18 protein-coding genes are annotated in these 17,386 nt (G+C 69.4%); 7 read left to right on the top strand and 11 right to left on the bottom strand.

What is annotated here, in order from left to right; all coding sequences use genetic code 11:
* Positions 1 to 8: 8 nt before the first annotated feature.
* Positions 9 to 1,475 carry an amino acid permease gene (locus AMYAL_RS0142190; RefSeq protein ID WP_020637349.1) on the bottom strand — a complete coding sequence of 489 codons (1,467 nt, stop codon included), beginning with the start codon at positions 1,473 to 1,475 and terminating at the stop codon, positions 9 to 11.
* A 178-nt stretch (positions 1,476 to 1,653) separates the two neighbouring features.
* On the opposite strand from AMYAL_RS0142190, the gene AMYAL_RS0142185 reads away from it, so the two are divergent.
* On the top strand, positions 1,654 to 2,310 hold the full coding sequence (locus tag AMYAL_RS0142185) for a TetR/AcrR family transcriptional regulator (protein ID WP_020637348.1): 657 nt from the start codon (positions 1,654 to 1,656) through the stop codon (positions 2,308 to 2,310).
* Between the two features lie 137 nt (positions 2,311 to 2,447).
* On the opposite strand, the gene AMYAL_RS0142180 is transcribed toward AMYAL_RS0142185, so the two are convergent.
* The 3 genes from AMYAL_RS0142180 to AMYAL_RS0142170 all read right to left on the bottom strand — a co-directional run bounded on the left by AMYAL_RS0142180 (position 2,448) and on the right by AMYAL_RS0142170 (position 5,988).
* Positions 2,448 to 3,716, bottom strand: coding sequence for a ribonuclease D (locus AMYAL_RS0142180; protein WP_020637347.1), 1,269 nt, complete (start codon positions 3,714 to 3,716; stop codon positions 2,448 to 2,450).
* Positions 3,717 to 3,784: 68 nt separating this feature from the next.
* Entirely contained in the window at positions 3,785 to 4,501 is a 717-nt protein-coding gene (locus AMYAL_RS47470; RefSeq protein ID WP_034318331.1) for a response regulator transcription factor, read from the bottom strand.
* Positions 4,502 to 5,424: 923 nt separating this feature from the next.
* Complete coding sequence (locus AMYAL_RS0142170) at positions 5,425 to 5,988, bottom strand: DUF3000 domain-containing protein (RefSeq protein ID WP_026467904.1); 564 nt, start codon at positions 5,986 to 5,988, stop codon at positions 5,425 to 5,427.
* 88 nt (positions 5,989 to 6,076) lie between these two features.
* On the opposite strand from AMYAL_RS0142170, the gene hemE reads away from it, so the two are divergent.
* Genes hemE through AMYAL_RS0142145 form a run of 5 tightly spaced genes read left to right on the top strand, consistent with a single transcriptional unit; the run spans position 6,077 to position 10,969 of the window.
* The gene (hemE, locus tag AMYAL_RS0142165) at positions 6,077 to 7,150 is read left to right on the top strand and encodes a uroporphyrinogen decarboxylase (RefSeq protein ID WP_026467903.1); all 1,074 of its coding nucleotides are present in this window, start codon (positions 6,077 to 6,079) and stop codon (positions 7,148 to 7,150) included.
* Complete coding sequence (gene hemG, locus AMYAL_RS0142160; protein WP_020637344.1) at positions 7,147 to 8,526, top strand: protoporphyrinogen oxidase; 1,380 nt, start codon at positions 7,147 to 7,149, stop codon at positions 8,524 to 8,526. Before hemE ends, hemG begins: the two co-directional genes overlap by 4 nt.
* A gap of 25 nt (positions 8,527 to 8,551) precedes the next feature.
* Positions 8,552 to 9,244 carry a hydrogen peroxide-dependent heme synthase gene (gene hemQ, locus AMYAL_RS0142155; protein ID WP_020637343.1) on the top strand — a complete coding sequence of 231 codons (693 nt, stop codon included), beginning with the start codon at positions 8,552 to 8,554 and terminating at the stop codon, positions 9,242 to 9,244.
* Between the two features lie 11 nt (positions 9,245 to 9,255).
* Entirely contained in the window at positions 9,256 to 10,602 is a 1,347-nt protein-coding gene (locus tag AMYAL_RS0142150; RefSeq protein ID WP_039796110.1) for a CoA transferase, read from the top strand.
* A gap of 43 nt (positions 10,603 to 10,645) precedes the next feature.
* Positions 10,646 to 10,969 (top strand): hypothetical protein, encoded by a 324-nt coding sequence (locus tag AMYAL_RS0142145; protein ID WP_245193346.1) that lies wholly within the window; start codon positions 10,646 to 10,648, stop codon positions 10,967 to 10,969.
* On the opposite strand, the gene AMYAL_RS50245 is transcribed toward AMYAL_RS0142145, so the two are convergent.
* The 3 genes from AMYAL_RS50245 to AMYAL_RS0142130 are packed head-to-tail and all read right to left on the bottom strand — an operon-like array spanning position 10,920 to position 13,037.
* Entirely contained in the window at positions 10,920 to 11,288 is a 369-nt protein-coding gene (locus tag AMYAL_RS50245) for an SCO6045 C-terminal-like domain-containing protein (protein WP_020637340.1), read from the bottom strand. The two genes, AMYAL_RS0142145 and AMYAL_RS50245, sit on opposite strands and share 50 nt — an antisense overlap.
* Entirely contained in the window at positions 11,285 to 12,097 is an 813-nt protein-coding gene (locus tag AMYAL_RS0142135; RefSeq protein ID WP_026467902.1) for an MbnB/TglH/ChrH family RiPP precursor modification enzyme, read from the bottom strand. Before AMYAL_RS0142135 ends, AMYAL_RS50245 begins: the two co-directional genes overlap by 4 nt.
* Positions 12,090 to 13,037 carry a TIGR04222 domain-containing membrane protein gene (locus tag AMYAL_RS0142130; RefSeq protein WP_020637338.1) on the bottom strand — a complete coding sequence of 316 codons (948 nt, stop codon included), beginning with the start codon at positions 13,035 to 13,037 and terminating at the stop codon, positions 12,090 to 12,092. The genes AMYAL_RS0142135 and AMYAL_RS0142130 overlap by 8 nt, the downstream gene beginning before the upstream one ends.
* Before the next feature lie 335 nt (positions 13,038 to 13,372).
* On the opposite strand from AMYAL_RS0142130, the gene AMYAL_RS0142125 reads away from it, so the two are divergent.
* Complete coding sequence (locus tag AMYAL_RS0142125) at positions 13,373 to 14,593, top strand: DNA cytosine methyltransferase (protein WP_020637337.1); 1,221 nt, start codon at positions 13,373 to 13,375, stop codon at positions 14,591 to 14,593.
* Here the strand turns inward: AMYAL_RS0142125 and AMYAL_RS0142120 are convergent.
* The 4 genes from AMYAL_RS0142120 to msrB all read right to left on the bottom strand — a co-directional run bounded on the left by AMYAL_RS0142120 (position 14,590) and on the right by msrB (position 17,386).
* Positions 14,590 to 15,333, bottom strand: a complete 744-nt coding sequence (locus tag AMYAL_RS0142120; protein ID WP_209447285.1) for a hypothetical protein — start codon at positions 15,331 to 15,333, stop codon at positions 14,590 to 14,592. The genes AMYAL_RS0142125 and AMYAL_RS0142120 overlap by 4 nt on opposite strands.
* 104 nt (positions 15,334 to 15,437) lie before the next feature.
* On the bottom strand, positions 15,438 to 15,995 hold the full coding sequence (locus AMYAL_RS0142115) for a DUF2207 domain-containing protein (RefSeq protein ID WP_245193345.1): 558 nt from the start codon (positions 15,993 to 15,995) through the stop codon (positions 15,438 to 15,440).
* The gene (locus tag AMYAL_RS0142110; protein ID WP_020637334.1) at positions 15,992 to 16,882 is read right to left on the bottom strand and encodes a TIGR04222 domain-containing membrane protein; all 891 of its coding nucleotides are present in this window, start codon (positions 16,880 to 16,882) and stop codon (positions 15,992 to 15,994) included. Before AMYAL_RS0142110 ends, AMYAL_RS0142115 begins: the two co-directional genes overlap by 4 nt.
* A gap of 75 nt (positions 16,883 to 16,957) precedes the next feature.
* Entirely contained in the window at positions 16,958 to 17,386 is a 429-nt protein-coding gene (msrB, locus tag AMYAL_RS0142105; protein ID WP_026467901.1) for a peptide-methionine (R)-S-oxide reductase MsrB, read from the bottom strand.

The following is a 17,386-nucleotide window of genomic DNA, read 5'->3' as shown; positions in this document are numbered from 1 at the left end:
ACCTTCCTTCAGGTCGCGGGGACGGGAACCGTGCTGAGCGCGGAGCGGCGGCGCCAGCAGAGATAGCCGGTGAGCAGCGCGGCGCCGACGAACTCGATCGGGAACAACAGGACCCAGACGGAGCCGGTGCCCGCCAGGTCGTAGATGTCGGCTCGTGGCCAGGCGATGTTGACGATCATCATCGCGCCGTACCCTACTGCCGCCACGTTGACCGGAATAGCCCATCGCCCCAGGGAGAAATGGCCGGGTTCCGCGGTGAAACGGCCTTGCCGCCGCCGGATCAACAGCGGTCCGGTCACCAGGAGATAGGCGAGGTAGACCACGACCACCGAGGTGCCGGTGATGGTGCTGAAGATGGTCGGATTGCCGAGATTCAGCAGCAGGAGCCCGATCGCGAGCACCCCGGACAGCACGGCGGGCGCGATCGGGGTGCCGGTGCGGGCGTTGACCGCGGAAAGGCGGTTGGCGCCGGGCAGGGCGCCGTCGCGGGCCATCGCGTAGATCAACCGGACCGTGCCGGTCTGGATGGTCAGGGTGCAGACCACGACCGCGATCGCGACGTCGGCGAGGAAGACCCGGCCGAGCGTGTCACCGAAGACCGCCGTGATCACGTACGGCAGGCCTTTCCCGGCCAGTTGCCCGTCGGTCAGGCTCGGCGCGGCCATCAGGGCGGTGATGACGACGGCGAGCCCGCCGACCCCGGAGACCAACAGCGCGCGGAGCACGGCGCGAGGTGCGGTGCGGCGCGCGTTCTTGGTCTCTTCGGCGACGGAGGCGGCCGTGTCGAAGCCGTACAGGACGTACGCGGCCATCAGCGCCGAAGCGAGGACGCCACCGACGCCGGGGCTTTCGCCCGCAGGCTGGAGCACGACCTGCGGACCGCGGACCGCGAACAGCGCGAGACCGATGATCAGCACGAGGACGCCGGCGAGTTCGGCGGCGACCCCGATGTCGTTGATCCGCGCCATGAGCCGCACGCCGCCCGCGTTGATCGCGGTGGTGACGATGATCAGCAGGGTGCCGAGCAGGACGGCGTTGCTGGCGCCGGTCGGCGAGGTGATCGCCGGATCCCCGCCGACGAGCTGGAAACCGCTCCAGACCGACGGGAGGACGACCTGCAGCGCGATCGCCGCACCGGCCAGCGCGACGACGCAGCCCACCAGCATCATCCAGCCGGCGAGCCATCCCGCGAATCCGGGGGAGAGGTGTTTCGCCCACTGGTAAACCGATCCTGCCAGCGGGAATCGGGCGGCGAGTTCGGCGAAGTTGAGCGCGACGAGCAATTGCCCGGCGATCACCAGCGGCCATGTCCAGAAGAAGAGGGTGTCGCCGAAGGAATAGCCGAAGGCGAACAGCTGGAACACCGTGGTCAGGATGGAAACGAAGGAGAAACCGGCGGCGAAGGCGGAGAAACCGCCCAGCGTCCGGCGTAGTTCTTGACGGTACCCGAAGGCGGAAAGGTCTTCGGAGGGCATTTGCGAGGGCTCCTGTCTGGAGGGCCGAATTTCGATCGGCTGACCGAAATTAAGCGCATGCGGGATCCTTCCGATCTCCGCCGGGTAAGCGCGGTGTTAACAGATACCGGATTGGGTAACCTGGGCCGACCACCGGACGTAACAAAGATCTTCCCGGAGAAATGGCAGGATCGGATAGATGACAAAAACGACCGGGGTGGGCAGGCCGAGAGCCAGCGGCGCCGCGGCGAGCAAGCGGGAAGCGCGGCTCGCCGTATTGGACGCCGCGGGGGAGCTGTTCACCGGCGCCGGATACGCGGCGACCACCACCCGAGCCATCGCCGAACGCGCGGGACTGCGCCAGGCGTCGCTCTACTACCACTTTCCGTCCAAAGAGGACATTCTTGCGGCGCTGCTGGAGGACACCGTCCGGCCGTCACTGGACGTCGCGGGCGGCCTGTCGGCCCAGCTCGCGCCGGTCGGCACGCGGCTGTGGGCGCTCGCCTACGCGGACATCCATCTGCTCGGCAGCGCGCGGCACAACCTCGGCGCCCTGTACCTGCTGCCGGAGATCTCCTCGCCGAGGCTGGCGCGATTCCGGGCCGAGCGGGCGGAACTCAAACGCGTCTACGGCTCGCTCGTCGCGGCGGCCGGGGTCCCTGGGGACCTCCTCGGCATCCGGACCGACCTCGTGTTCGGGCTCGTCGAGAGCATCGCGATCGTCCGGCGCGACCAGCCGGAGCTGGACGTCGAGGCGCACGCCGTCGAGGGTGCCGACAGCGTGCTGAGGCTCGCCGGTCTCGGGGAACCGGATGCCGAACTGCGCGACTCCGCGCGGGTGCTGCTGGAGGACTGACGCCGGGCAAGCCGAGATGGCGCTCTCGCGTGATCAGATGGACGACTCTGTTCGTGAGCGTGTCGTCCGTCTGATCACACGTGCCGTCCATCTGATCACGCGAAACGGTCGGATCGGTACGGGTGATCGTGATCCGGTCAGGCGGCCGCGGTGGCGTGGAGCGCTTTGCTCAGCGCCGCCACGGTCAGCTCGATCTGCCACGGCCGGGCCCCGGCGTCGCGGAGGACCTGGGCGACGCTGTCCTCGCTCAGATCCGCGGGCGGACGCCAGCAGGTGCGGCGCACCAGTTCCGGCAGCAGCAGGTTCTCCACCGGCAGCCGCCGGTCCTCCGCGATCGCGGCCAGCGCCGCGCGGGCGGCCGAGAGCCGGGCGGCGGCGTCGGGGTCCTTGTCCGACCAGCGGTTCACCGGCGGCGGGCCGTCGGTCTGCTGCGCGGGGGTGGGCAGTTCGTCGGCGGGGAGCGCGCGGGCGGCCTGCAGATGCCGCAGCCAGCTCGCGGTGTACTTGCGCTGGACCCGGCCGCTGAACACGGGCAGTGCCTGCAGCTGCTCGACGGTCTTCGGGTCCGCGGTGACGGCGTTGATGATCGCGCTGTCGGGCAGGATCCGGCTCGGCGCGCGGTCGCGTTTGCGGGCGAGTTCGTCCCGCGCCTGCCACAGTTCGCGGACGGCGGCGAGACCGCGGGCGCTCCGGATCTTGTGCACCCCGGACGTCCGGCGCCACGGCTCGGCCCGCGGGGCGGGCGGCGGAGCGGTGCGGACGGCCTCGAATTCCTGCTGAGCCCATTCGAGCTTGCCTTGGCCTGCCAAGTCGGCTTCGAGCTTCTCGCGCAGTTCGTTGAGCAGCTCGACGTCGAGGGCGGCGTAGTTCAGCCAGTCGACGGGAAGCGGGCGCTTCGACCAGTCGGCGGCACTGTGCCCCTTCTCCAGCTGGTAGCCGAGGAGGAGTTCGACGAGGGTGCCGAGGGCGACCCGTTCGTATCCGGCGAGCCGTCCGGCGAGTTCGGTGTCGAACAGGCTCTTCGGGTGCAGGTCGAGTTCGGCGAGGCACGGCAGGTCCTGAGAGGCCGCGTGCAACACCCATTCGGCGCCGTTGAGCACTTCCGCGAGGGGTTCGAGCTGTCCCTCGAGCGGAATGGGGTCGATGAGGAAGGAGCCGGCACCTTCGCGGCGCAGCTGCACGAGATAGGCCTTCGGCCAGTATCGGTAGCCGGACGCGCGTTCGGTGTCCACGGCGATGGCCCCGCTGCCACCCGCGATCTTCGCGCAGGCTTCAGCGAGGGCTGTCGCGTCGGCGATCACCGGCGGAGTGCCCTCGGCGGGCTCACGCAGCAGAACCGGTCCACCGGTGTCATCGGTGCCGGTCTTCGGGTCTGCCTGTGAATCTCCGGGGTGGTCGCCTTCCATAGGTGAAGACCCTACGGGACGAGCGGGCCGCGCCTGGTCCGCCCGCCCCGCAGGGCAGTTCGCCTTTGTCAGCGGATCACGCCGGCACGCATCGCCAGCGCCACCATCTGAGCCCGGTCACCCGTGCCGAGCTTGCGCCCGATGCGGGAGAGGTGGGATTTCACGGTGAGAGCGGAGAGGCTGAGTTCCTCACCGATCTCCTTGTTGCTCTGGCCGTCGGCGACGAGCTGCAGCACCTCGACCTCGCGCGCCGAAAGCTCGCGCGGGGTGTTGTCGGTGCCGGCTACCCGTGTGCCGGTGGCCAGGACCGGTGCGACGCTCGGGTCCGCGTAGACGCCGCCCTCGAGCACCCTGCGGACGCCGTCGGTCACTACGACCGGCGATGCCGACTTGAGCAGGTATGCCTGGGCGCCGGCCTGGAACGCCGACCTGACCGCGTACGGGTCGTCTGATGAAGCGAGCACCACTACTCGAGGCCAGCCGTGGCTACGGAGTTCCGTAACCAGCTCGATGCCGCTGCCATCCGGCAGTCCGAGATCGAGGATCGCCAGATCACAAGGCCCGGTGGCCTGTGCTCGCGCCCTCGCCTCGGCCACCGTGGCGGCCTCGTGGACGGTGCCCGCACCCATCTGTGCGAGTCTTGCTGAGATTGCCTCCCTCAACAGTGGGTGGTCATCGACCACCAACACGGAAAAAAGCTCTTCCCGCGGGTGCGGAACCATGCTCGCCGGCAATGAACCGGCTGGCGTGGATCGGACGGCCTGAGAAATGCCGACGGTAGCCACGTCACTACCTCCCTGGAGTCGGTCGTGCCCCCCGACCGGCACCGGGACTTTCGGCCGTTTAGCCGCGCCAGCTTTAGACCGAAAGTGGTGTCGTCGATGGCACTGTAGCCGTCCTGAGGCCTTCACGGGGGGATCGAATGGGTATCTATCTCAAACGAGTAGTTACTCAGGGAGTTCGTTGTAACACGATCGGGCTAGTACACAGCAGGTGGCTAACGCATCGCCGAAAGAACACGATGCACTGGGGTTACCGGGGTCCATCCGACTGTGCAGATGGGTCGTGCACCTGCCGGTGCCTCTGCTCGGGAGCCTTGGAGGACAGTGTGTCCGAGGCCGGAAACCGCCTCCGGCATGGGGCTTGATCAACTTCGCGGAGGGTCATGATCGCTTCGCTGGGTGACCGTGATGGTAACGCTCCGGAGGCGTTTCGAGGTGTCCTCGGGGGTGTTTTCGGTCGACTTGATCTTGTTGCGGACGGTGACGATGCGCCTAGCACGAACGGGGTGGTCCAGACCTCTGTGCGGACGGCTCCGCGCAGGTGGGAGCTGGTCTAGTCCAGATGGCCCTGAAGCGCCCTTCGGTGGCGTACGGGTGCTCTCAGGGGCCCGCGAATGGGGTAAGCGAAGGCGCTCCTGGTCGCTTCGCGGCGTCTCCGCGTCCGGGGTGGCGATCCGTGAAGGCCTCCTTGCCTACCTTGAGGGTAGGGAAGGAGGCCTTCACGGATCCGAGGGCGGGAGCAAGGGACCTTTAGTATCGGCAGCATTCCTAGCGGTGCTAGATGGCCGGAAATCGCAAGATAACCCGAATGCTATGTCTCGATTGGTGGGATTCCGGCGTGTCGAGACGGGGCTACCAGTCCGTGAAGGCCTCCTTGAGGGACTCTGAGTCCCTCAAGGAGGCCTTCACGGACTTGCGAGAGCGAGTCAGGAGGACTGGCGCTGCTCGAAGAGTGTCACGCCGACCGGCGGAAGCCCGACGACGCTCGCCATCACCTGGCAGAAGGCCTGCCCGTGCGGCCGCAGCGCGGCGTCGGTCGGCGTCCAGGACGCCCGCAGTTCCAGATCATCGGTGCGGGAGGGGCCGGAGATGTCACCGAAGCGGGCCGACGACGTCTCGGTGACCGTGCCGCCCAGCGCCGTCCACTCCGCACCCGAGCTCTCCAGTGCGTCGGTCAGCCACGACCAGCCGACGGCGGGAAGGAAGGGATCGGTCGCCAGTTCCCGGTCGAGTTCCGCGCGGACGTACATGACCAGCCGCAGGACCCCGTCCCAGCCTTCCTGGCCTTCCGGATCGTGCAGCAGCACCAGCCGCCCCGACGCCAGTACGTCCGCCGGACCTTCCACCTCACAGCTGACCGCGTAGGACCACGGCGCCAGACGCTGCGGCGGGCGCATCGTCTCCAGCTGGACTTCGGGGCGGGGCCGGACCGATTGCAACGCCGCGACGGCTTCACGGAAGAGATCGGGTACTGACGTCATCGCGGTCACCAACCGACTGTAAGACGCGATCGTCCGGTTCGGGGCGCAGGCGCGCCGAGAGTAAGGGCTCCGAGCGCTCATGGCACCATGAACCGTGATGTCTCCTTCACCTGCTTCTCCCGCGCAGACCGTCCCCGCGGCCCGTCGTGCCCTGCCCGGCGCGCCGTTCCTGGCCGCCGCGCGCGGCGAGCGCCCCGGCCGCACCCCCGTGTGGTTCATGCGCCAGGCCGGTCGCTCGCTGCCCGAGTACCGGGCGCTGCGCGAGGGCACCTCGATGTTCGAGGCGTGCTTCGACCCCGAGATGCTCGCCGAGATCACCCTCCAGCCGATCCGCCGTCACGGCGTCGACGCGGCCATCCTCTTCAGTGACATCGTCGTGCCGCTCAAGGCGGCGGGCCTCGACATCGACATCGTCGCGGGCACCGGCCCGGTCGTCGCCGAGCCGATCCGCGACGCCGCGGGCGTGCGCGCGCTGCCGGTGCTGGACCCGGAGCAGGTGGAACGGGTCGCCGACGGCGTCCGGCTGCTGGTCGGGTCGCTGGGCGAGACACCGCTGATCGGTTTCGCGGGCGCGCCGTTCACCCTGGCCTCCTATCTCATCGAGGGCGGGCCGAGCCGCAACCACGAGCACACCAAGGCGCTCATGCACTCCGAACCGGCGCTGTGGCACGAGCTGGCCGGGCGACTGGCGGACATGGCGATCACCTTCCTGTCCGCGCAGCTCGACGCCGGAGCCGACGCGATCCAGCTGTTCGACTCGTGGGCGGGCGCGCTGTCGGAGCGGGACTACCGCGAGTTCGTCCTGCCGCATTCGGCGAAGGTGCTGGACGCGGTCGCGGGCTACGGCGTGCCGCGGATCCACTTCGGCGTCGGCACCGGCGAGCTGCTGGTGGCCATGCGCGACGCGGGCGCCGACGTGGTCGGCGTCGACTGGCGCATCCCGCTCGACGAGGCCGTCCGGCGGCTCGGCGGCGGGGTCGTGCAGGGCAACCTCGACCCGGCGCTGCTGCACGCGTCCTGGCCGGTGCTCGAAGCGGAGGTCCGGCGGATCCTCGCCGAAGGCCGCGCGGCCGACGGCCACATCTTCAACCTCGGCCACGGGGTGCTGCCCGGCGTCGACCCGGACGTCCTGACGCGCGTGGTCGGGCTGGTGCACGAGATCCAGCAGTGAAGACGGTCGCCGTCGTCGGTGGCGGTATCTCCGGACTGACCGCGGCGTACCGGCTGCGGACGCTGCTCGGTGAAGACGCCCGGATCGTCGTCTTCGAGGCGACGGAGTCCCTCGGCGGGAAACTCCGCACGATCGAACTCGCCGGTGAACGCTACGACGTCGGCGCCGAGGCGTTCCTCGCCCGCCGCCCCGAAGCCCTCGCCCTGGTGCGCGAGGCCGGGCTGGGCGAAAGCCTCGTCCACCCCACCAAGGCCCGCGCGAAGATCCACGCCGGCGGATCCGTGCTCGGCCTGCCGCCGGGCACGGTCATGGGCGTTCCCGCCTCGGCAGGCGCGGTCGCCGGGGTGCTGTCGGAAAAGGGCCGCGCCCTGGTCGAGGCCGAGTCCTCGCTGCCGCCGGTGGAGCTGCCCGCCGGTGACGTGCCCCTCGGCCCGCTGCTGCGCGAGCGCTTCGGCGACGAACTCGTGGACCGGCTCGTCGACCCGCTGCTGGGCGGGGTCTATGCCGGGGGAGCGGACGGCCTCGGGCTGCGCGCGACGATGCCCGGTCTCGCCTCCGCGGTGGACCGCGGCGCGCGTTCGCTCACCGAAGGCGCAGCTTCGCTCATGCCCGCGTCCCCGAGCACAGCTCCGGTTTTCGGCACCCTGCTGGGCGGCCTCGGCACGCTGATCGCGCGGCTCGCGGAGCTGTCGCGCGCCGAGATCCGGACCGGGACCACGGTGACGGCGCTCGAGCGCACCGCCACCGGCTGGAAGGTCGACGACCTCGAAGCCGACTCGGTCCTTCTCGCCGTCCCGGCGCCTTCGGCACGACGGCTGCTCGACGGCGTCGCGGGTGTCGCGTCGTCGGCGTTCGCCGAGGTCGAACTCGCGTCGATGGCGGTGGTCGCGCTCGCGCTCCCGCCGGGTACCGCACTGCCGGAGTCGTCCGGCGTGCTGATCGGCGCGGGTGAACGCGACGAGGCGGGCGAGCCGTTCGCCGCCAAGGCGTTCACCTTCTCCTCCCGCAAGTGGGCGCAGTACGGCGACGGCCCGGTGCTGGTCCGCGGCTCGGTCGGCCGCTTCGGCGAACCGGGCGCGCTGCACGCGGACGACGACGAACTCGTGCGCGTGGTCCGCGACGATCTCGCCCGGCTGAGCGGGATCACCGCGGAGCCGATCGAGACACTGGTGACCCGGTGGGGCGGCGGGCTCCCGCAGTACGGCACCGGTCACCTCGAACGTGTCGAGCGGATCGAACGCGCCGTCGCGGAGGTCCCCGGTCTCGCCGTGGCGGGCGCGGCGCTGCACGGCGTCGGGCTCCCGGCCTGCATCGCGACCGCGGACGCGGCCGCCCGCCGCATCGCCGGGATCACACCGACCCACGAGGGCTCCTGAGCGCGGGCAGTGCCAAGATGGCGGTATGGCGCGGCTGAACTACAACGAGCTCAACGACACCATCCGCTACACCGCCTGGTCGGTCTTCCGGGCCGAGCAGGGCAAGCTCGGTGAGGACCGCGCGAAGGCGACCGCGGAGACCACCGACTACCTCGACTCCCTGGAGGCCAAGGGCGTCGTCGTCCGCGGTCTCTACGACCTGTCGGGGCTGCGGGCCGACGCCGATTACATGGTCTGGTGGCACGCCGAGGAGATCGAGCAGGTCCAGGCGGCCTACAGCGGTTTCCGGCACACCCCGCTCGGCCGCGCCTCGGCGCCGGTCTGGAGCCAGGTCGCGCTGCACCGCCCGGCCGAGTTCAACAAGAGCCACATCCCGGCGTTCCTCGCCGGTGAAGAGGCCCGCAAGTTCATTTGCGTCTATCCGTTCGTGCGCTCTTACGAGTGGTACCTGCTGCCGGACGACGAGCGCCGCAAGATGCTCGCCGACCACGGCAAGGAGGCCCGCGACTACCCGGACGTCCGCGCCAACACGGTCGCGTCGTTCGCGCTGGGCGACTACGAGTGGATCCTGGCCTTCGAGGCCGACGAACTGCACCGCATCGTCGACCTGATGCGGCACCTGCGCGGCACCGAGGCCCGCCTCCACGTGCGCGAGGAGATCCCGTTCTACACCGGGACCAAGGTGGAACCCGCCGAGTTGATCGCCCTCCTGCCCTAGTGAAGGCCTCAGTGGACACCCGCGTCTGGACCACGCTCACCGGTGACAAGCTCGCCGAGGACGCCGTCGAGGTCACCGGCCCCGAGTCCGTGCTGCCAGGGACCTTCCGGGTCGAGGAGGCGGCGACGACGAGTATCGCCGTCGCGACGCTGGCCGCCGGGGAACTGTTGCGGCTGCGGGGAATCGAGCCCGGCAAGGTCTCGGTCGACACCCGGCACGCCGCGGCGTCGTTCCACAGTGAGCAGTACCTGCGCGTCGACGGGGAGCCGGTGCCGTTCAGCGCGCCGCTGTCCGGCGACTACCGCGCCAACGACGGCTGGGTGCGGCTGCACTGCAACTACCCGCGCCATGTCTCCGCCGTGTGCTGGGGTCTCGGCGTGCCCGCGACCCGTGCGGCGTTCGAGAAGGTCGTGGCGGCCAAGTCGAAGTTCGAGGTCGAGTCGGCGGTGGTCGGCGCCGGTGGTGCCGCCGCGGTGTTGCGCAGCCGCGAGGAATGGCTGGCGCACAAGCAAGGACAGGCCTCCAGCGCGCTGCCGGTCGCCGAGATCCGGTCGCTCGGGACGTCGGAACCGGTGCGGCTGTTCGACTCCGACCGGCCGCTGGGCGGGGTGCGGATCCTGGATCTGACCCACGTCATCGCCGGGCCGGTCGCGGGCCGCGTGCTCGCCGCGCACGGCGCCACCGTCATGCACATCGGGTCGGCGCAGCTGCCGACCGTGCCGCCGCTGGCCGTCGACACCGGGATGGGCAAGCTCTCGGCGTACGTCGATCTGGAGACCGAGGCCGGGCGCTCGCGGCTGCGCAAGCTGATCGCGCGTGCCGATGTCGTGCTCCAGGGTTTCCGGCCGGGATCGCTGGTGGCCAAGGGTTTCTCGCCGGAGGCGATCGCCGGGCTCCGGCCGGGGATCGTGGTCGCGGACCTGTCGGCCTACGGCTGGGAAGGGCCGTGGGCGCGCAGGCGCGGGTTCGACAGTCTCGTGCAGATGGCGTCGGGGATCGCCGACGAAGGCGGCAAGACCGCCGGGCTCGACGGTCCGGGACCGCTTCCGGTGCAGGCGCTCGACCACGCGACCGGCTGGCTCACCGCGGCGGCGATCATGACCGCCGTCCGCCAGGCGGCCACCGAAGGCGGCAGCCGGCACGTCCGCACGTCGCTCGCCGGAACGGGGGAGTGGCTGAACTCCTTGGGGCGCAAGGAAGCCGGGCCAGCCGGCTTCGACGGCGCCGAGTTCCTGGAGGACGCCGACAGTCCGCTCGGACGGCTCACCCGCGTCAAGATGGCGGGCACGCTGCCCGGCTCGAATCCCTTCTGGGTGGAAGGGACGCGCGTCCCCGGAAGCGACCGCGCGGTCTGGTAGCCGCTTCATCGGATTTTCATCTTCCCGACCTAACTTCGTCGGTATGAGACGAAAGACTGCGAAGCTGACTTTGATCGCGGCGTCCGCGCTGGTTCTGTGCGCGTGCGGGGTCGACGGGAAGATCGGCGACTACGGCGACACGACGGTCTACTCGGAGCCGAAACCCAACTCGAACGGCGGGGTGAGCAACGACCCGGTGGGCACCCTGACCACCTTGTCCAAGGTGACCGTTTCCTGCTACACGAAGGTCAACGGGTTCGGGTTCTACAAGATCTCGTACTCGGGCGGCTCGGGCTACATCGACGACTCGACCTCGATCATGAGCGACGACGGCGAAGTCCGCCCCGCCAAGGTGCCCAAGTGCTGAGCCCGCGCTTCGGTTTCGGGACCTCGCCGCGTTCGACGAGCCACGTGCCGAAAGCGTCCGCGTAGGCCCGCGCGCGGATGGAGTCGGTCTTCGGGTGCGTTGTGGAGTACTCGCGGAACAGTGCGGCGAACCGGTCGCCGAGGGCCTCGGCGAGGTCCGGCCGCAGGTACGCGGCCAGCCTGCTTTGCTTGTTCCGCAACACGTTCGCCTCGATGCGGAGCCTGTCCGCGTCGAACCCCGCCGGGGCGTCACCGCCGGCGAGGAGCGCCTTGAGCAGCTCCGCCTGCTGCCCGGCGAGCCGCTCGCGGGGCGAAGTCACGGCGAGACCGCTTCCCGGAGCGCGGCCAGTTCGGCCGCGAGTTCCGCGTCGGGCGGGTAGTCGTCGTCGCGTTCCAGCAGGACACCCGGCGGCTCGGTACGCCGCCGCAGTTCGCGCAGCAGGTCCAGCACTTCCGGGACCACCGGATGGGCGTGCGTGTCGTGGTAGACGCCGTCGCGTTCGACGCCGCCGGCCATATGCGCGTACGCCAGCCGCTCCCACGGGATCTCGTCGAGGAACCGCTCGGGATCGGTGCCGAGGTTGCGGGCGTTGGCGTACAGGTTGGCGACGTCGATGATCAGCAGGCAGCCGGTCCGGTCGGTCAGCTCCCGCAGGAATTCCGACTCGGTGAACTCGGCGTCCGGCCATTCCAGCACTGCCGCGATGTTCTCCAGCGCGAACGGGACCTCCACGATGGACTGGGTCAGTTTGACGTTGTCCACCAGGACGTCGAGCGCTTCCCGTGTACGGGGGAGCGGCATCAGGTGCCCCGAGTCGAGGCCGCCCGCGCGCACGAAGCACACGTGATCGCTCGCCATCGGCGCGCCGAGCTCACGGGTGACCTCCGCGAGATGCTCGACGCGCGTGGTGTCCAGCGGCTCGGCCCCGCCCAGCGACAGCGAGACCGCGTGCGGCAGGACCGGCATTCCCTTGTCGCGCAAGGCGATCAACGTCTCCGGAAGATGCCCGGTGTGCAGGTTCTCGGCGACGACCTCGACCCAGTCGACGCCGGGCAGCCGCGCGATCGACAGGTCCAGCTCGTGCCGCCAGCCGATCCCGATCCCGAGGCGGCCGGGTCCGTCAGCCACCGCAGCCGCCGCCACCGCAGGAACTGCCGCCGCCGCACGAGGAGGAGCTTCCGCTGCTGCACGAGGAGCCGGTGCTGCAGGTGCTGCCACCGGACGAACCACCGCCGCCGAAAGCGCTGGGCATCGGAGGCGGGATCAGCGCCGCGCTCAGTTCTTCGTCCGGGTAGAAGGCGAGCCCGCCGAGCGCGACGGCCGCGGCCGCGCCGCCCAGCAGGAAGCCGGGACCCACGCCGCCCACGGCAGGCTGGTTGGGGATCCCGCGCTTGCGTTCCCGCGCCACCGCGCTGTTGGCGCTCCCGAGGATCCGGTTGCCCTCACTGGTCGGGCGCGGCCCGGTCGTCTTGTTCTTGACGGACCGGGCGATCAGCGTCGCGATCCCGGCCGCGATCAGCAGGGGGACCAGGAAGCCGACCGCGTGGCTCGTGGCGAGCCCGGCGAACAGCCGCACCACGCCGAGGACGAACACGGCGACGTACAGGAAGAAAACGACCTGGCGGATACGCGGCGCCTGGTTGACGACCACAAGCCCCCGCACCTCCAGATCCTTGGCGAGCGCCTGCATCGGCCCGGACATCCGCAGCCGGTCGCGAATCCCGCGGGTCGTGGCGTTGTAGCCCGGCCTGGCGCCCTTGGCGACGGCCCTTTCGATCGGGTCGGCTGGCACGGCTCCGGCCAGCTGAAGCTGCTTCGAGCTGCTGACCCGCAAGATCCCGCGCTCGACCAGCGCCGCGATGGCCGTGTCGACCACCCGGTCCGGGCCGCCCGCCAGGTACGCGAGCTCGTACACCGTCGGCTGCGGCCCGCTCACGGCGGCGCGCGGCGCCTTGCGTCCCAGCTTGACCGCGATCGTCCACAGGAGACCGACGACCAGCGGAACCACCAGCAGGACTGCGTAGATCGCCAGGAAAGCCGGTCCGGGGATGCCCCAGGTGTCTTTCATCGCACGGGCCTTTCACGAGCAGGTGCACTTACCGTAGTCGGACGCTTTTCCGCCCGGTCGTGGTTCCCTGATTCGAACAGCCGGCGTGGACTCGCACGACGGCAGTTGGGCCGTCAGCCGCCCGGCACTGCGTTGTCCTGTGTGAACGCGCCGGGGACGGAGGTGGTTCGCCCGGCTTGGTCACGACTCGGGAACGAGCCTCGGCGAGCCGTCCACAGCATGCGCTGACGCGCCGTCACGGTGCCGGAGGGGCGAGCCGGACAGCACCTATACTCGGCCGAGACCGACGCTGCCTTCCCCGCCGCCGCGGTCTCGGAACGGCACGAGGAGAAGCAGTGGAACGACGCACCTTCGCAGACTTGTTCAGTGGCGGGGGCGGGATGAGCCATGGGTTCTTCGCTCGTGGCTACGAAGTCGTCGGTGCTGTCGACGCCCAGGTGGGCAAGCCCAGCAGCGGCAAGGGGACACTCGAGTGCAACGCGACTTTCGAGGCCAACATGGGTGTCGCCCCCTATGACCTCGACCTCGGCGACGTGACCGGTGCCGAGCTCGATGACCTGCTCGAACCCACTCTGCGGGGACGGAACCTGGATGTCCTCAGCGCATGCCCTCCTTGTACCGGCTTCTCACGGGCCAACCCGAACAACCATCTGGTGGATGACCCTCGTAACTCGCTCATCTATCGCGTAGCCGACCACGTCGCCGTCCTGCAGCCGAAGATGGTCGTGATGGAGAACGCGAGGGAGCTCCTCCAGGGCAACTTCAGGGCGCACTTCCTGGAGTTCCGTCACCGGATCGAGAGCTTGGGCTACCAGGTCTACTCGGGCGTGCACATGCTGTCCCGGTTCGGGGTGCCTCAGAAGCGCGAGCGCTCACTCGTCATCGCGGTCCGCGGCGACCACGAGCTTCGTACCCTCGACGATCTCTGGGACGGGATGACTCTCGCTCCCGAGGCTGCGACCGTACGCCGGGCCATCGGGCATCTTCGCCCTGTTGCGGCAGGCGAAGCCGATCCCTTGGACCCGATGCACTTCAGCCCGGCCACGGGGACGGAAGCCACCCGACGGCGCCTTCACGCGATGCCCCACGACGGCGGCTCCTGGGCGGACCTGCGTTTCCGGGAGGACGCGGACGAGCTTTTGACGCCCGCGATGCAGCGCAGTGTGGCGGCTGGAAAATTGGGCTCTTATCCCGACATCTACGGGCGGATGTGGTGGGATCGCCCGGCCCCGACGATCAAGCGCGAGTGCTCGCATTTCGGCAACGGGCGCTATACCCACCCCGAGCAGGACAGGCTCTGCACCGTGCGGGAAATGGCACTGCTGACCGGCTTCCCCGACTCCTACGAGTTCAGGGCGCGAGCAACGTCGAACATGTACCGCCACATCGGTGACGCGGTGCCGCCGATCGTGTCCTACCAGCTTGCCGCCGTCGCGGACTGGATCCTCACCGGAGACCGTCCCGAACTCAAGGATGCCCTGCTGTCCGGAACTCACCTGACAGCAGCCGACCTCGTTCCCGCAAAGGATCAGCTGCTGCTCGACGTGACGCCCTAGTCGTCGAGGGGCAGGACAGGCACGGTCCATTGGGCATGGGTCATGCACTGGCTCACTTGGATATTGCGCAGCGTGACCTTCTCGACGCTTCCATCCAGGCTGACGGTAAAGGCGGGCTTGCCTTCGTAGAACACCTGCGCGCGGCTCGAACCAGCTCCGGTACGAGGTGAGAAATCTCTTTCGGTGAGCTGCGTGGCAGCCATGAGCATCGCGTGCGGGATCTCGACGAGGTCGTAGCGGACCGCTTCGTGATTCTGGACGTAGAAGCCTCGAAGCGTGAGCACACGGTCGTACTCGCTCAAGTGGCGTTCTATGCGAGCTGGAGCTTCGCGTGCGAAGTCCTCTTGTGTGACACAGTCCCGAATCCAGCGCGCTTCGGAGAACTTGGAGATGGTGATGAGATCCTGGCTCATGTTCGCGGCTCCCTCTGTCTTGAGGGACCACCTCACGCCGTCGACCACCACGTCGGCGCCTTGGAAGGTGTGGGCAACGGTCTTCTCGGCTCGCCGGTTCGCGAACCTCGACGCTGCTTTGAACGCGAACTCGAAAGAGGTCTTGTTGAACTTCTCCTCTGACGTCGCGTGGTGAAGCTGCAGGCGGTTCACCATGGAACTGCCGAAGCCGTCGGTCACGAGATCGCTGTCGGGATGCTCCCACGTGTCGGCTTTCCGGCCGAAGGCGTCCGCCATCTCGCAGAGGAGGTCTACCTGCGCGTCGTCAAGATCCCGCACGGCAGCCATGAGCCACTCAACGCTCATGCGATAGAAGGGGAATCGGCGATCAGCATGCTGTCGAGACTACTGAGGAGACTCAGCGGCCGCAGCAAGATAGGCAAGTTCACCGCCTAGCCTGCCGAACAGTCCACGACGGCCGTTAGACCGTCAGGGGGTTTGCCGACGGCGACCTGGGCTCTGTCACGGGCGGAAGGGGGCGTCAGGGTCAGGAGCCGCGCCAGCCGCCGATCCGGATGAGCGCCGAGACTGCCCAGCGCCACCGCGCCCGCCGCACCGGTGACGAGACTCGGATCCTTTCTCGCCAGGAAAAGCATCCGTTCGCCCGCCTTGGTCGCCCACACCTCGCGCCGCGTGACGGCGTGCCAAGCCCGTCGCCAGTGGACCGCCGGTAAGATCAGGCCGCCGGCCAGGAGTTCCGCGCGCAGCGCGCGCATCGGCTCCGACTCGCGTAAGACTTCGCGCACCCGCGCTATGCGTACCTTGGGCAAGGACTCCACAGCCGCCAGCACGAACGGATCGGCGGGCTTCGCGGAGGTCCGGCGCAGCACACCGGAACTGCCGAGCCGGGCCGCTTTCCGTTCGAGGGCTCCCGCGACGGCGGTGTCCGTGACCCGGTCGGGGCCACCGGCGAGGTAAGCGACGTGGTAGATCGTTTCGAGCCGGTTCATCCGCCGCACCCTCCTCCTCCTCCTCCGCCGCCGCAGGAAGAGCCGCCGCCACAGGAGGACCCTCCACCGCCGCACGAGGAGCCGACGGCGTAGGACGCGCCTCCGCCGCAGGTACTCGCCGTGCCCGCGAACAACCTGGCCCTCGTGCCGCCGGTCTTGATCAGCGTGATCGCGACGACCTGGTCGGGGAAGGCCCGCAGCCCGTTGAGGGCGACCTGCCCGGTCGTGGTGCGTGCCAGGTCTCGGTCCCAATCGCCGTACCGGAGCGCGAGCGTGCCCGCGCCGGTCGCGCGGCCGGACCTGTCCGGCCATAGCCGCCACACGGTCACGCCGAGTGCGCCGAGGACGCCGAGGATCAGGAAGACGAGGATGGTGTGCGCCCGCTCCAGCGGTATGGCGTTCGCCAGCCGCGCGATGCCCAGCGCGAGGACGGCCACGTAGAGGGCAAGAGCGAGCAGCCAGCCCGTCCGTCGCCGGTTTTCGGCGACGAACAGGTCCTTCCGCTCCAGGTCGGCGCGCAGCTCCAGGACGACGCCGTGCCGCGCCATCCGGGAGCGCAGTTCACGCAGGCCGATCCCGTTGCCGTGCACGAGCGAGACGACGGCGCGCTCGAAGGGATCGGCCGGAGCAGGCCTGACCGGGTGCAGGATCCCCCGGCTGTCGGGCCGGAGTGAGTGCCGTTCGAGCAGACCGGCGACGGCGGTGTCGGTGACGCGTTCCGCGCCGTCCGCCAGCGCGGCCAGGTGGTAGAGACCGGGCACCTTCCTGGCACCGGTGTCGCGGCGCAGCCACAGCTCGTTCGCCGCGGCGAGTGCCAGCGGCAATACGGCGCAGACACCGTAGATCCAGGCGAAAGCCGGTCCGGGGATTCCCCAGGGTTCGTTCATGAAGCACCGCCCTCCCCGACGCTGTTCCAGTTCTAGGAGAACGCGTGGAGGGGGGCGGTGGTTCGCTCGGTTCGGTTACGACTCGGACTCGGGAACGAGCTTCAGCGAGATCGAGTTGATGCAGTACCGCTGATCCGTCGGCGTGGCATAGCCCTCGCCTTCGAAGACGTGCCCGAGGTGGCTGTGGCACGACTTGCACAGCACCTCGATCCGGCGCATCCCCATCGCGGTGTCCTCGCGGAGGAGGACGGCGTCGGTGTCGGCCGGGTCGTAGAACGACGGCCAGCCGCAATGGCTCTCGAACTTCGTGTCGCTGCGGAACAACTCGGCGCCACAGGCGCGGCACTGGTAGACACCGGTGGTCTTCTCATCGGTGTACTCCCCGGTGAAGGGGCGCTCGGTGCCCGCCTGGCGGAGCACGGCGTACTCGTCGGGGCTGAGCTGCTCCCGCCATTCCTGCTCGGACTTGACCACGCGCGGCGTGGCTCCGACAACGGGTTTCAT

It is taken from the genome of Amycolatopsis alba DSM 44262, assembly GCF_000384215.1.
Lineage (GTDB): Bacteria > Actinomycetota > Actinomycetes > Mycobacteriales > Pseudonocardiaceae > Amycolatopsis > Amycolatopsis alba.
The sequence above is the reverse complement of the archived record's forward strand: the minus strand, read 5'-3'. Positions and strand labels throughout refer to the sequence as shown.